Source organism: Stutzerimonas chloritidismutans (assembly GCF_020783375.1).
GTDB classification, from domain to species: Bacteria; Pseudomonadota; Gammaproteobacteria; order Pseudomonadales; family Pseudomonadaceae; genus Stutzerimonas; species Stutzerimonas kunmingensis.
The window spans coordinates 2886348-2900757 of sequence record NZ_CP086067.1 but is presented as its reverse complement, the minus strand read 5'-3'; the positions used below and the strand labels follow the sequence as shown (position 1 = coordinate 2900757).

The window sequence follows — 14410 nt, the reverse complement described above, 5'->3', positions numbered from 1 at the left end:
GTTAATGTCTTTGCGATAAGTATCTTAACATCAAGATAAATAGACGAGGTATCCGGTGATCGATAGAGCTCAACTCGCCGTTGAACAATGGCAACAGCAACGGCCGGACCTGGACACCTTGCCCATGCGCCTGATCGGCCGGCTCGGCGAGGCGGTGCAGGTGCTCAACCGAGACGTGCTGCAACCCTTCTTCGATGAGCACCGTTTGCACTACGGCGAATTCGATGTGCTGGCGACCTTGCGTCGCGCCGGGGCGCCGCATGCCCTGAGCCCGACCGCTCTGTATGAGGCAGCGATGATTTCGTCAGGCGGCATGACTAATCGGCTCGACCGCCTCGAGCGTGCCGGGCTGATCGAACGCAAGCCGAACCCCGAGGACCGTCGTGGCACCCTGGTCGCCCTGACCGAAGCCGGCTTCACTCTGATCGACGGCCTGATGACCGCCCACGTCGAGAACGAAAAAACGGCCCTCGCCACACTCAGTCGCGACGAACAGGAACAGCTCGACAGGCTGCTGGGCAAGTGGCTGGCCGGGCGCTAGCGCGAGGCTTGGCGTAAGCCGCGATAAAGAGCGCGCGGTTCGACAAGGCGCGGCGTATATCCGCGATGGATTGAGGTGTGGCTCGTGAATGACGCAGCTGCGCGGGCTCGGTATCACCCGAGCTTGGTGATGCCTCGCGCGATCAATGCAAGCGCCGAACGGTCGATTGCTGCACCAGGTCCTGCGCCTGGCGCGCCAGTTGATCGAGCAGACGGTCGCGTTGTTTCTCCGCCTCGCTCATCGCCTTGCGGCCATTCTGCTGCACCAGGTAGCTGTAGATCTGCCGGACTTCCTTGGACTGGAAGATCGGCTCCAGATCCTGCACCGCCACCGCACCGTTCGAAGCCCCGTTACGGGTATTCATCACCACCTGCGGGCCGCGCGCCACCAGCGGCTGAAAGCCCAGTGCGCTGAAATACGGCACCTTGCCTGCAACGCACGCCACCTCGGCATGGGGATAGCGCGTCACCATCGCTTCGACCATTGCCCGGCCAATGCCCTGGCGACGATGGCCGGCGTCCACCGCCAGATAGACCAGCGCGCAGGCTTCGGAATCGTCCACAAAGGGCAGGTACAGCGCGAAGCCGAGCAGGACCGCCGGGTCCTCAGCATCCAACGCCATGATCAGCTCCGGCTTGCCCGCCTGCGCGCCGTCCATGCTGTCCATATAGCGATGCACCTCGAAACCCACCACGTACTGATACAGCTGATACAGCGGGTTGCTGGGCTGCAGCGAAACCGGGCTGATGTCGCCGAGATAATCCACCACCATCTGCAGCACCTGGCTTTTCAGCGATTCCGGCGGCGGGGTGTCGAGGTGGGTGAGGGTGAACATGGCGGCGCTCCGGGGCGGTACTGAAAATGGCGGCATTGTACCGGGCGGTGTGCGTCAGGCGAGGGTAAGCGGCATGGTGATCGGTGCTACGAGAGATCGTGCCTGCCTCTACGTCGCGGCTACGTCTGGCTTTCTCTTTCTCGGTTTGCGTGGCGCGGGTGCCGGCATGAGGCGAGCCGTTTCGATCACCAGGCGGCGGAGTTCGTCGGTATCATCCAGCAGCTCGTCCGCCACCGGATAGTTCTTCGCGCCGGGGTAGGGCGGAGCTTGCGGCAAGTCTGAGGCGAGCGTCTCGGCGGCCGCCGAAGGCTTGATGAACAGGCTGTTGTCGCAGACAAACGCGACGACCTTTTCGTCCAGATAAAGGGCGTACTCGCCGAACATCTTCCTGTACGTCAGCCTGCTTCCCAGGCCAATCTGCTCCGCCACATACAGCACGAAATCTCTGTCGCTCGCCATGCCTGCTCCGCTGTTTCGACTGGGTGCCATGCCCATGGAGCGTAGCGTGGAAAGCGAGGCCGTTTCCACGCGTTGCCCGCCTTACACCTGATTGAGCTCCACCTGCCTTGCCCGCGCATGGCGTGGGGGCGCATCGAGTGCCGACTGCAGCTCCGTGACCAAGGCATCGACCTGGCGCAGCGCCTCGGTCACCGAGGCGGCCAATACCTCGCCACCGGTTTCCTGACCTTCAATCGCGATCTGATGGATGCGGGTGATCCCGATGAAATTGAGTGCCGTCACCAGATTCGGCTCCAAATGATTCATGTGCGCCATTTCCCCGCCAGGGCCAAAGCCGATGCCGCCGCGGGCACTGAGGATGACCGCATGCCGTGGCCGGTCCGCCAGCAGCGGCACGTACGGATCGGGCAGTTTGCTTTCGTCGACCTCGACCGTCCGGCCTGGGCGCACGATCTGGTCGATCCAGGCTTTCAGCGCCGCGGGCATGCCGAAGTTGTAGAGCGGCGTACCGATGACCAATATATCGGCGGCGATCAGCTCATCGACCAGCTGTTCGCTTTCCGCCAGCGTGTTCCGCATCCACGGCTCACGGCGTCCTTCCGGCGTGAAGCTCGAGGCGATCCAGTCATGGCTGATAAACGAAGGCGGGTTCTGGCCTATATCGCGGTAGACGATGCCGTCCTGCGCGCGGCGGGCCGCCCACTGGCTGACGAAGCGGTGAGTGAGGTTACGGCTGTGGGAACCGTGCTCGTCCTTGCCGGCAAGGCCGGGGCGGGCGCTGGCATCGAGGTGCAGAAGGTGCGTCATGGCGATTCTCCTCTGTGATTGAATTCATCTGTCGTTCGCGGTAAATCCAGCCTATGGCTAGGCTGTACTGGCGACAAACGACCATTTCTTACAACTACAGATGAGAGAAACTCAGCCATGGCGCACCGCCGGTTACCTTCGCTTTCTGCGCTGCGGGCCTTCGAAGCCGCCGCCCGCCACGAGAGCGCCAAGCAGGCTGCCGAGGAGCTGTCCGTCACGGCCACGGCGATCAGCCACCAGATTCGTTCGCTGGAGGAATCCCTCGGCGTGGCGCTGTTCCTGCGCAAACCGCGAAAGCTGGAACTAACCGACCAGGGGCGCGAGCTGCAACAGACGCTGGAAGCCGCGTTCGACAGCATCAGCGGGGCGGTCGAACGCCTCAGCGCGAAGCCCTGCCGCCAGGCGATCACCCTCAGTACCACACCGGCCATCGCGGTGCGCTGGCTGGTGCCCTGGGTTTGCCTGCTGCGCGATTCCCATCCGGATATCGATCTGCGCTTCCACACCTCCCACGAACCGGTCGCGCTGGATGGCGTCACGGCCGACATCGCCATTCGCTACGGCGATGGCCGCTGGCCGGGGCTGGTGGCGGAGAAGCTGTTCGACAACACTTTCGTCCCGGTCTGCAGCCCGCACCTCGGCTTGCGGGATATTGCTGAGCTGCCCAAACACCCTTTGATTCATTTCCGTGCGCAAGCCGCCTTGTCCGCTCCGATTCATTGGGCGTCGTGGCAGAAGCTCGCCAACGTGCCGGGGCTGGATGTGAGCGCCGGGCTGGTCTTCTCCGACGAGACCCACGCCATCTCAGCCGCCGTCGGCGCGCAGGGTGTGGCGCTGATGAGTCGGCAGTTAATCGAGGATGAATTGAGGGAAGGGCGGCTGGTGCAGCCATTCGGGCCGGAGATGGAGGGCAAGCCGTTTCACCTCGTATACCCGGAGAGCCGTCGGGATGATCCGACGGTTCGGGCAGTGAGGGAGTGGGTGATGAGGGTGCCGGGTGGGTTGTGTGAGGTACGGGCTGATATCGGCAATGCCGAGCCCGCAACCTCACTACATACCAATCAAGTTAATGAAGCCATGGATTAACGTGCGTTGTAACAGTGGGCATTGACCAGCGCTTAGCTGCCAGAAAAAGGCCTGCGGTCAAAGAATGGCCATAAAGACTAGATGGAGAAGGGCGCCGTCCTTGAATCTATAAACGGTAACGTCCTTTGTGGCGTAAACATCTCCAGTCAGCGCAATAACAATCGTGCCTGAGAGGCAGAACAGCAGTGTAAGCAAAACGAACCAGCGCTTTCGTTAGATAGGCACGACTATGAAATACGAGCTTTTTCGAAACGCCTTATATCCATATTCATGGCGCTCCTAGTGTTGGTGCAATGATAGTCCTCTTTTTCACGCGGGAATTATACGCAAGTTGGTATTTAGAAAAATTGAGCTGGTTTGTGTTCGCGCTTCTTGCGGAAGAAAAGAGAATCGTGCGGCCGTCATTACCTATGCGTCCTGTTCGCAGCCTCTCGGAGAGAGGGCGGCGTTTCAGGACACTTTGCTTCTCGATAATTGTAATCTTTGCAACGCAGCTACCAGTTCGGGTGCCACATGCTTCGATTGGGGTGGATCGAGGAATACGCTATTCAGAGAGAGCACGATGGCATGGGATGTAGAAATAGCTACCTCGGCCACGTTGATTCCTGGCTGTAGGTATTCAGAAAGTCCAGTCGGGAATTCAACGGCAACGTTGTCGATCGTTATTTTCTGTAGTTTCGCTGCTGTCGTTTCCAGTCCGAATCCACCAATCTTTCCCTCTAGAAGATAAACGTTGTCATTTTTCGGTATTAATAGCGAGCCGGTTTTCTTATCTATTTTGCTCAAGGCATTATAATCTGCCATGAGTCGCAGTTTTTCCGTGCTTGTTAAGGTTCGGTGTGGCTTGGCCCATTGCTCTAGGTCTTGTAAAGCCATCCGGCTCCCAAGCAGCTTTCCAAAGAAATAAATAGCTGAACCAAAAGTGACGGCTGCGATTGCGGTGATGAAGAACAGATTGATATAGCCTGCCATGGCTGTCTGGCTCCGTTTACGTTTCTACTAGATTGGTGAGAGCTGCCGGTCATGCCCAGCAAAAGGTGGTCACCTTACATCAAGCGCATTCCTGATTTCGCCAACACATCGGCATTGCGGGGAGTAGCGTGGAATGGCGATGCTTATCCACGCGCTAGTCCGCATCTCCCGCGAATCCCTCCGCCTCGCCACCGCACCAATCAACCGGATAGACCCCAGCTCCGACCGCCCGATGAAAGCTCGAATAGGGCCAGTCGACGACACGCTCCACTAAACCGTGCTTCAACGGATTTCGATGCACGTAGTCCACGTGGTGCCGGTAATCCAGTTCATCCTGAATCAGGTGTTCCCAATAGCGCCGTTGCCAGATTCCACGCTCGCCGCGGGAGCGCTGAGTTGCCGTTAGTATCTCGGTCTTTGGCAGGCGTCGGGCGAAAGCGAACTTGATGACTTTCCAGCGCAGGGCGAAATCGGCGTTGCCATCCGGGAGCGTCCAGACGCAATGCATGTGGTCGGGCAGAACGACCCAGGCGTCGATGTGGAAGGGATGGCGTGAGCGTGTGGCTCGCACCGTCTCGCGGAGCAGGTCGACGTGGCGGACCAGCAGGTCGCTGCGCCGGTTGAGCAGATTGACGGTGAAGAAATACGTGGCGCCCGGCACATGGGCGCGGCGGTAGCGGGACATGGCGGCTCATCCTTGAGCGTTGTGTTGGCGGGTTCGTATCGGTGGATAAGCAAAGCGTTATCCACCCTACGACATCTCGACCGCCCACACCGCCGACGCATCGACGTTGCCGGAGATAGGGTGGAAAACGGCGTAGCCTTTTCTACGCGTTTCTTCCAGGCTACCTCGCTAGCTCGCTGACGTGTCATCTATCGCGCCGTACATCCAGCACTTCGTTTTTGCCCATTCTCTCCAGAAACCGTTGCCGGAAGGTTAGCTTGCTCTCCTGCAATGGTTGAAGACCGAAACGCTGACGTTCGTTATCAACCAGGCGGCGCGGAAGATGGGCCTCGCAGTAGTGCGCATACTGCTCGAAGTAGATCCTGCTATACGCACCATCCTTGATTTCGACTGGCTCGTTTAGGGCCTTGCGTTTGTGTTTGACCCACGGCTCCAACGCATACCAGCAGGCGAGATACATCGGGCCCCAGATATTCATGAAGTGGTTTCGGGAAACCAAGTTGTGAAGCGCCATGTAGCCGATGCGTTGCAGATTGACCCCAACGACCTGGGCTGCATCGAGCTCCTGGCTGGTCCAGCCGTTCGGGTTTGTCTCTGGGTCGTGCGGCAGCCCGCAGTAGCTATGCCGCTTGTGTGCGTCGGTGAGTAGCCTTATCTGCGGTTTGAGGGTGTCCATTTCCGACATGGCCCAGCGGAGAATGTCAGCGTCCCGTGATATCGACGACTCGCGAATGTTCTTTGCGCCCTGCCTCAACCCTGCAAGTAGAACCAATGTGAGCAGCACCATTACCACGTCGGACAGGCCGGATACGCCGCTCCAGTCAAACTTGCTGAGCTCGATTTTTATTTCGGTGAACATCGTTGTCCTTGAGTCTGGTTTGTATGCGCTGTTGATGCCGTATGTATCGTTGAGTCTGCAAGTCGCGATAAGCGGTTTTTGATTGGCACAGAGGGCGCCACGTCGTGCTATGCCAAATCGTATCGGCGATAGTGCAGATTTCTGGAGGCTGTGGAAGGGATCGCTCTGCAAGTGAAAGGGGGGCGTGAACGTGTGGCTCGCACTGTCTCGCGGAGCAGGTCGATATGGCGGACAAGCAAGTCGCTGCGACGATTGAGCAGATTGACCGTAAAGAAATACGTGGCGCCCGGCACTTGGGCGCGGCGGTAACGGGAGATGGCGGCTCATCCTTGAGCGTTGTGTTGGCGGGAGGTCCGTATCGGTGGATAAGAAAAGCGTTATCCACCCTACGCCATCTCACCCGCCCACACGGCCGACGCATCGACGTTGCCGGAGGTAGGGTGGAAAACGGCGAAGCCTTTTCCACGCGTTACTTTCAGGCTATTCGCTTTACATATATTCAGATAGATTCAATGATTAGTTGGCTGAATTTTATCATTGCATCATTGCTTGTTTGGAAGTCTTTTTTGGTTAGTGTCAGGTAACGGCTCTCAAGATTCTCTCTAAGTCTTTCAAAAATTTCCCGGAAGAATTCCTCAGTCAAGGATCCTTGCTCAGCACCCGCTGTAAACATTTGTGGCATGGCTTTCATTAATCCACCAAAACCTACAGTTTTTGCAAGTAGATGGTTGTTGCTGTTCCATTCGGTCGGGAAGGTTTTTGCTAGTGCGCTAAAGCAGCTTAGTAGGATCCTTAATATTATGTCGTCGCGCTCATTTTCGTAATATGCCCTGAAGCAGCCTTTAGAGCTCACTAGCGGCTTCAATGAATCAATAAAGGCAGATTGGCTTATAGTTTCGGTTGGTGAGGTTTTTATGCCAAGCATTTTTATTTTATTGTGAAGTGGCGAGTCTTTTTCAGAGTTAAGGGATTTTGCTATTTCGTGGCATGCCTTTATCTCTGTGCGCTCTTCACTTATTCCGAATAGGTCGTATATTAGTGACTTTGGTACGGGTTTCTGATTGCTGTTTATGGTCAGGAATATAGTTGCGTCACTGTATACGTCCGTTCCAGTTACGAATATCACTAAGAGTTTGAATTTTGCCTGCTGCTCTTTCGTTAGTTGTTGTAGGCCCAATACTCGATGCTGCCCGTCGAGAATATGGCCGAGAGATCCATGTTTTGTGAAGGATACGGTTTTTGTGTCTGTATTAATTATTTCGCCGTCGCAGGAAATAATTATTGGTGTCGGGAATACGGCATCTTCCCGCAGTGCATATTTCTTTATCTCGCTGATTCGTTTTGTATCTGGATTTCTTTGTATACCGTCAGGGGTGGAGCCACGCCTTTTGATTTCGACGCGATCTACGAGCTCCGAAGCTAGCATTGTAGTGACATAAAAAGTCCCGCCAGGTTGCTCTAGCTCTATGTACGGATACTCCATTTTTTCGCTCATAGATCAATCCCTTCTGGCGTTGCAGCTAGTGACTTGGCTTTATCTAGATTTTTCTGACTCTTCTCGTCGATTTCGTCTCGGATTGTGGAGCGTTGGGGTGGGAATATTTCGAAAAATACCCAAAGCACCAGCGCAAACAAAGTCGAAATTGAGTAAACCCACCAATGCCATGTTTTGGCGGTTTCAGAAACTTGGTCGAGTGGGGCGGTTACAAATTTTATGAGTGTGGCGGATATTGCAATCAGCCCTAATGCGATTAATAGCATGACGGACTTTGATTTTCTAAGGTCGATTTTATTGCTTCCGTTGTACTCGTGTATGAAGTGGAAGCAGCTGCTAGCAAGGATGGCTATAGAGAAAGTCAGGAATGCACCAGAATTCAATAGCTGTGTAATGATTGGTGCGAGTTCTGCTTCAGTGAGTATCGAAGCAGTTATTGTGTAGGCGACTGGGGCTTGCCCAATGATGAAGGTAATGACTAATACCAAGCTAGGTTTGTTATTAGCTCTGTTGGTTTCACAGCAAATCCTATTTGGCTGTTTGGGGTTGGCGGAGTCGTGGTTGTTGAACCCGCCAGTGCTCACAGCCGATCGGCTGTGAGCGTCAGGAGGTGCGAGATCAATCCCAGCTCAACGCCCCACCAGTCTGATACTCAATCACCCGCGTCTCAAAGAAGTTCTTCTCCTTCTTCAGGTCCATGATCTCGCTCATCCATGGGAACGGGTTGGTAGTACCCGGATACTCTTCCTTCAGGCCAATCTGCGTCAGACGACGGTTGGCGATGAACTTGAGGTAGTCCTCCATCATCGCGGCGTTCATGCCGAGCACGCCACGGGGCATGGTGTCGCGGGCGTATTCGATTTCCAGCTGGGTGCCCTGGAGGATCATCTGGGTCGCTTCGTCCTTCATGTCGGCGTCCCACAGGTGCGGGTTTTCGATCTTGATCTGGTTGATCATGTCGATGCCGAAGTTCAGATGCATGGACTCGTCACGCAGGATGTACTGGAACTGCTCGGCGGTGCCGGTCATTTTGTTGCGGCGGCCCATGGAGAGGATCTGGGTGAAGCCGCAATAGAAGAAGATGCCTTCGAGTACGCAGTAGTAGGCAATGAGGTTGCGCAGGAACTGCTTGTCGGTCTCCGGGGTGCCGGTCTGGAAGGTCGGGTCGGAAATGGAACGGGTGTACTTGAGGCCCCAGCTGGCCTTTTTCGCGACGCTCGGGATCTCGTGGTACATGTTGAAGATCTCGCCTTCATCCATGCCCAGCGATTCGATGCAGTACTGGTAGGCGTGGGTGTGGATCGCCTCTTCGAAGGCCTGGCGCAGGATGTACTGGCGGCACTCGGGGTTGGTGATCAGGCGGTAGGTGGCCAGCACGAGGTTGTTGGCGACCAGGCTGTCGGCGGTGGAGAAGAAGCCGAGGTTGCGCTTGACGATGCGGCGCTCGTCTTCGCTGAGGCCGTCCTTGCTCTTCCACAGGGCAATGTCGGCGTTCATGTTCACTTCCTGCGGCATCCAGTGGTTGGCGCAACCATCCAGATACTTCTGCCAGGCCCAGTCGTACTTGAAGGGTACGAGCTGGTTGAGGTCGGCGCGGGCGTTGATCATGCGCTTCTCGTCGACGCGCACGCGGGCCGATTCGCCTTCCAGTTCGTTGAGGCCTTCCTGAATGTCCAGGTCGTCCAGCGCGCGCTTGGCGCGGGCGATGGCGTCGGAGTCACTGGCGGCAACGGCGCGGGCTTCTTCCACGGAGCCGGCGGCGTCGTTGTCCAGCTTGGCGGCGGTCTGGCCTGCCGGCTGCGCGGCAGCGGGGGCCGGCGCGGCGGTGGTAGTGTCTTCTTCGTTGAATTCGTCCCAGCTCAGCATGTGCGATAGCTCCTGATCGGGGACCGGGGCTTGGCCGGTCGGATGTGTTTGGGTGCTTTTGGTTTGCACGCAAAAGCGGGTATTTGGTTTGGACCGAGATAGGTCCGGCCTTTTGTATCGTCTGGTGGGGCTGCCCCTCACCCTGACCCTCTCCCCGGAGGGGCGAGGGGACGGTCGGGTGTCTGGTCCGACCGCTTGTGTTTGTCTGGAGGGTTGCCCCTCACCCTAACCCTCTCCCCAGAGGGGCGAGGGGACTGGTTTGGTGTTGGCGTCGGGCTTGCTCTATCGGTAGCCACTGCGTTGGCTGTGAGTACCTGGCAAGCGAGAACGGGTCGTTCCCTTCGTTGTTAAAAAACCGCTCGGTGTGAGCGGGTTCCAGAGCGAGGTCGCGCTAGGCGCCCGTCAGTCCGGAGCCCCTGAGCGTACGCATGTACGTGATGGGGGCCGGGCTGGCGGGCAACAACGCGCGGACCGCTCTGGGGGCCGCGACTTTGAAGTTATTGGCAGGCTTCGCAGTCGGGGTTATCGATGGAACACGCCAGCGGCACCGGAGCTGGCTGCGGCTCTGCAGCCGGAGCGGCGCTCGCGGAGTTCGCCGCCTCGCTGCCACCACTGGACACGGCGTTCAGCTTGCCGGTGTTGATGGTGGACTTCTCGGTGCTGGTCGCGGCCAGGGCACGGAGGTAGTAGGTGGTTTTCAGGCCACGGTACCAGGCCATGCGGTAGGTCACGTCGAGCTTCTTGCCCGAGGCGCCGGCGATGTACAGGTTCAGCGACTGCGCCTGGTCGATCCACTTCTGGCGGCGGCTGGCGGCGTCGACGATCCACTTGGTTTCCACCTCGAAGGCGGTGGCGTACATGTCTTTCAGATCCTGCGGGATGCGCTCGATCTGCTGTACGGAGCCGTCGTAGTACTTCAGGTCGTTGACCATGACCGGGTCCCACAGGCCGCGGGCCTTGAGGTCGTGGACCAGGTACGGGTTGATCACGGTGAACTCGCCGGACAGGTTCGATTTGACGTACAGGTTCTGGTACGTCGGCTCGATGGACTGCGACACGCCAACGATGTTGGAGATGGTCGCGGTCGGCGCGATGGCCATGATGTTCGAGTTGCGGATGCCTTTCTTGACGCGCTCGCGGATCGGCGCCCAGTCCAGGGATTCGGTCAGGTCGACGTCGATGTACTTCTGGCCACGAGCCTCGATGAGGATCTGCTGGGAGTCCAGCGGCAGGATGCCCTGGGACCACAGCGAGCCCTGGAAGCTGGAGTAGGCGCCACGCTCGTCGGCCAGGTCACAGGAGGCCTGGATGGCGAAGTAGCTGATGGCTTCCATGGACTTGTCGGCGAAGTCGATGGCGGCGTCGGAACCGTAGGCGATGTGCTGCAGGTACAGCGCGTCCTGGAAGCCCATGATGCCCAGGCCCACCGGACGGTGCTTGAAGTTGGCGTTCTGCGCCTGCGGCACGCTGTAGTAGTTGATGTCGATGACGTTATCGAGCATGCGCACAGCGGTGCGCACGGTGCGCTCCAGCTTGGCGGCGTCGAGCTTGCCGTCCTTGATGTGGTTGACCAGGTTGATCGAGCCGAGGTTGCAGACGGCGATCTCGTCCTTGTTGGTGTTCAGGGTGATCTCGGTGCACAGGTTGGAGCTGTGCACCACGCCGACGTGCTGCTGCGGGCTGCGCAGGTTGCACGGGTCCTTGAAGGTCAGCCACGGGTGGCCGGTCTCGAACAGCATCGAGAGCATCTTGCGCCACAGGTCCTTGGCCGGCAGGGTCTTGAACAGCTTGATCTTGCCGTACTTGGTCAGCTCCTCGTAGTACTCGTAACGCTCCTCGAAGGCGCGGCCGGTGAGGTCGTGCAGGTCGGGTACGTCGGACGGGGAGAACAGGGTCCAGGGGCCGTCGTCGAAGACGCGCTTCATGAACAGGTCCGGAATCCAGTTGGCGGTGTTCATGTCGTGGGTACGGCGACGGTCGTCACCGGTGTTCTTGCGCAGTTCGAGGAATTCCTCGATGTCCAGGTGCCAGGTTTCCAGGTACGCGCAGACCGCGCCCTTGCGCTTGCCGCCCTGGTTGACCGCGACGGCGGTGTCGTTGACCACCTTCAGGAAGGGCACGACGCCCTGGGATTTGCCGTTGGTGCCCTTGATGTAGGCGCCCAGTGCGCGTACCGGGGTCCAGTCGTTGCCCAGACCGCCGGCGAACTTGGAGAGCAGGGCGTTATCGCGGATGGCGTCGTAGATGCCGCCCAGGTCGTCCGGCACGGTGGTCAGGTAGCAGGAGGACAGCTGCGGACGCAGGGTGCCTGCGTTGAACAGGGTCGGCGTGGAGGCCATGTAGTCGAAGGACGACAACAGGTTGTAGAACTCGATGGCGCGGGCTTCTTTCTGCTCTTCCTCAATGGCCAGGCCCATGGCGACGCGCATGAAGAAGATCTGCGGCAGCTCGAAGCGGACGTTGTCCTTGTGGATGAAGTAGCGGTCGTACAGGGTCTGCAGGCCGAGGTAGGTGAACTGCTGGTCGCGCTCGTGGTTGAGCGCGGCGCCCAGCTTGGCCAGGTCGTAGCTCTTGAGCTTGGAATCGAGCAGTTCGAACTCGACGCCTTTCTCGATGTAGGCCGGCAGGGCCTTGGCGTACAGGTCGGCCATCTCGTGATGGGTGGCGGCTTCGGCAACGTCGAGGAAGCCCAGGGCTTCGGCACGCAGGGTGTCCATCAGCAGACGCGCGGTGACCTGGCTGTAGTTCGGCTCGCGCTCGACCAGGGTACGGGCAGTCATCACCAGGGCGGTGTTGACGTCCTTCTCGGCCACGCCGTCGTAGAGGTTCTTCAGGGTTTCACGCTCGATCAGCGCGCCATCGACTTCGGCCAGGCCTTCGCAGGCTTCGGTGATGATGGTCTGCAGGCGACCCATGTCCAGCGGCTGCTGGCTGCCATCGGCGCGGGTGACGCGGATGCTCGGGTGCGGCTGGGCGATGTCGTTGGCCGCGGCGCTCTTGCGCTCCTGGCTACGGGCTTCGCGGTAGATCACGTAGTCACGCGCGACCTTCTGCTCGCCGGCGCGCATCAGGGCCAGTTCGACCTGATCCTGGATTTCTTCGATGTGGATGGTGCCACCGGAGGGCATGCGACGACGGAAGGTGGCGCTGACCTGCTCGGTCAGGCGCGCGACGGTGTCGTGAATACGCGAGGAAGCGGCAGCGTTACCGCCTTCCACTGCGAGAAAGGCCTTGGTGATGGCGACGGTGATCTTGTCGTCGGTGTAGGGGACGACGGTACCGTTGCGCTTGATCACGCGCAGCTGGCCCGGGGCGGTAGCCGCCAGATCCGGTGCATCGGCTGACAGCGGGTTCTCGCGAGTGGATGGGTTCTGCATGGGGGCTCCGGATTCTCTCTTTTAGTCGCGGTTCTGGTTCTGTCTGCGCGGGCTTCGTTGAGCCCGGGCGTCGTTACTGCATCAGCCATGCCCCGCATCGCGGTGCATGGTGGTATCGCAAGGAATAGTCCTGACTAGGCCGCTGACGAGCTAAGTCGTTGCCGGAAGGATAGTCAGGCTGGAAAAACTGTCAACACAATATGTTGTGTTTTGTCTTGGCTCCGAGCACAGCTGCTAGTTCCGCGCTTGAAGTCAGGGAGACGACTGTCGAAGGCTTGCATTAATGCTTGACCTGAGGCTGCCGACGGTGTTGCAGAGCAATGGGAGGCAGGGCGATAGCCCAGCTCTCGAAAATGTCTCGATTGTGTCAGTTGCGGTGCGCAGGCCCAATATCTAGGGGTCAAGGCGCGCAGGAGCGACAAGATAATGCTGGCTCCGGGCCAATGCAAGGCAGCCGTCTGGGATAACCTGTGGATAACGTGTGTGCGGATTGTGGGTGAAAGCGCGGCGTCCGGCCGCAGGCCGCATGGCTGCGGCGCTCGGCCGAATGCCGACGAAATACGCGCCGCCGGGCATATTTTGATGATGGTCAATGACACTACATGTTGTGTTTGCCGCTGCCCGCTTTTTGTGCATCGTGCCGGGCCGGGCGTTGGGTACAATGCGCGCTGTTCGTTTGTGGCCTGACGGTCTGACAGGGGGCGGGGATGGAGCAAGAGACGTGGCGGATTCTCATCGTCGAGGACGATCGACGGCTGGCCGAGCTGACGCAGGAATACCTGCAGAGCAGTGGCGGCTTCGAGGTGTCGATCGAATCGGATGGCGCCTGCGCCGCCGAGCGCATCATCGAGGAGCGCCCGGATCTGGTGGTGCTCGATCTGATGCTGCCCGGCGAGGATGGCCTGTCGATCTGCCGGCGGGTACGTGACCGCTACGATGGCCCGATCCTCATGCTCACCGCGCGGGCCGACGATCTGGATCAGGTGTTGGGGCTGGAAACCGGCGCCGACGACTATGTCTGCAAGCCCGTGCGTCCGCGTCTGTTGCTGGCGCGCATCCGCGCCTTGCTGCGTCGTCAGCCACCGGAGGCACCGACCAATGCCAAGCGCCTGCAGTTCGGCCCGTTGGTGATCGACAGCGCGTTGCGCGAAGCCTGGTTGCGTGAACAGCAGATCGAACTGACCGGCGCCGAGTTCGACCTGCTCTGGCTGCTGACCTCCAACCCCGGACGCATTCTTTCCCGTGAAGAAATCTTCGCCGAGCTGCGCGGCATCGAATACGACGGTCAGGACCGCTCCATCGATGTGCGTATTTCGCGTATCCGCCCCAAGATCGGTGACGATCCCGATCATCCGCGGCTGATCAAGACGGTGCGCGGCAAGGGCTATCTGTTCGTTTCTGAAGCTGCCGTGGCGATGGTGTAGCGCC

Annotated in this window: 13 protein-coding genes and 1 pseudogene; 3 read left to right on the top strand and 11 right to left on the bottom strand. The window is 58.9% G+C overall.

The window, feature by feature from the left end:
• Window positions 1-55 precede the first annotated feature (55 nt).
• The gene (locus tag LLJ08_RS13360) at window positions 56-541 is read left to right on the top strand and encodes a MarR family winged helix-turn-helix transcriptional regulator (RefSeq protein ID WP_031297762.1); all 486 of its coding nucleotides are present in this window, start codon (window positions 56-58) and stop codon (window positions 539-541) included.
• A gap of 142 nt (window positions 542-683) precedes the next feature.
• Here the strand turns inward: LLJ08_RS13360 and LLJ08_RS13355 are convergent, their stop codons facing one another.
• The 3 genes from LLJ08_RS13355 to LLJ08_RS13345 form a co-directional block, all read right to left on the bottom strand.
• Complete coding sequence (locus LLJ08_RS13355) at window positions 684-1376, bottom strand: GNAT family N-acetyltransferase (RefSeq protein ID WP_228207245.1); 693 nt, start codon at window positions 1374-1376, stop codon at window positions 684-686.
• A 108-nt stretch (window positions 1377-1484) separates the two neighbouring features.
• Window positions 1485-1835, bottom strand: coding sequence for a TfoX/Sxy family protein (locus tag LLJ08_RS13350; protein ID WP_228207244.1), 351 nt, complete (start codon window positions 1833-1835; stop codon window positions 1485-1487).
• 81 nt (window positions 1836-1916) lie between these two features.
• Window positions 1917-2642, bottom strand: a complete 726-nt coding sequence (locus LLJ08_RS13345; protein WP_228207242.1) for an FMN-dependent NADH-azoreductase — start codon at window positions 2640-2642, stop codon at window positions 1917-1919.
• Window positions 2643-2759: 117 nt separating this feature from the next.
• On the opposite strand from LLJ08_RS13345, the gene gcvA reads away from it, so the two are divergent.
• Complete coding sequence (gene gcvA, locus LLJ08_RS13340) at window positions 2760-3728, top strand: transcriptional regulator GcvA (protein WP_228207240.1); 969 nt, start codon at window positions 2760-2762, stop codon at window positions 3726-3728.
• Between the two features lie 450 nt (window positions 3729-4178).
• On the opposite strand, the gene LLJ08_RS13335 is transcribed toward gcvA, so the two are convergent.
• The 8 genes and pseudogenes from LLJ08_RS13335 to LLJ08_RS13300 form a co-directional block, all read right to left on the bottom strand.
• Window positions 4179-4700 carry an intracellular growth attenuator family protein gene (locus LLJ08_RS13335; protein ID WP_228207238.1) on the bottom strand — a complete coding sequence of 174 codons (522 nt, stop codon included), beginning with the start codon at window positions 4698-4700 and terminating at the stop codon, window positions 4179-4181.
• Window positions 4701-4854: 154 nt separating this feature from the next.
• Window positions 4855-5385, bottom strand: a complete 531-nt coding sequence (locus tag LLJ08_RS13330; protein ID WP_228207236.1) for an REP-associated tyrosine transposase — start codon at window positions 5383-5385, stop codon at window positions 4855-4857.
• A 184-nt stretch (window positions 5386-5569) separates the two neighbouring features.
• Window positions 5570-6244, bottom strand: coding sequence for a hypothetical protein (locus tag LLJ08_RS13325; protein WP_228207235.1), 675 nt, complete (start codon window positions 6242-6244; stop codon window positions 5570-5572).
• A 173-nt stretch (window positions 6245-6417) separates the two neighbouring features.
• Window positions 6418-6561: pseudogene (locus LLJ08_RS13320) on the bottom strand (REP-associated tyrosine transposase); the annotation flags it as partial.
• Window positions 6562-6743: 182 nt separating this feature from the next.
• Window positions 6744-7739 carry a DGQHR domain-containing protein gene (locus LLJ08_RS13315; RefSeq protein ID WP_228207234.1) on the bottom strand — a complete coding sequence of 332 codons (996 nt, stop codon included), beginning with the start codon at window positions 7737-7739 and terminating at the stop codon, window positions 6744-6746.
• On the bottom strand, window positions 7736-8227 hold the full coding sequence (locus LLJ08_RS13310) for a hypothetical protein (RefSeq protein WP_228207233.1): 492 nt from the start codon (window positions 8225-8227) through the stop codon (window positions 7736-7738). The genes LLJ08_RS13315 and LLJ08_RS13310 overlap by 4 nt, the downstream gene beginning before the upstream one ends.
• Window positions 8228-8357: 130 nt before the next feature.
• Window positions 8358-9605, bottom strand: coding sequence for a ribonucleotide-diphosphate reductase subunit beta (locus LLJ08_RS13305; protein ID WP_023445554.1), 1248 nt, complete (start codon window positions 9603-9605; stop codon window positions 8358-8360).
• 497 nt (window positions 9606-10102) lie between these two features.
• Entirely contained in the window at window positions 10103-12982 is a 2880-nt protein-coding gene (locus LLJ08_RS13300; protein ID WP_041013614.1) for a ribonucleoside-diphosphate reductase subunit alpha, read from the bottom strand.
• 707 nt (window positions 12983-13689) lie between these two features.
• Here LLJ08_RS13300 and LLJ08_RS13295 point away from each other — a divergent pair.
• A complete protein-coding gene (locus tag LLJ08_RS13295; RefSeq protein ID WP_046621223.1) occupies window positions 13690-14406 on the top strand; it encodes a winged helix-turn-helix domain-containing protein in 717 nt (238 codons plus the stop codon).
• Window positions 14407-14410 lie beyond the last annotated feature (4 nt).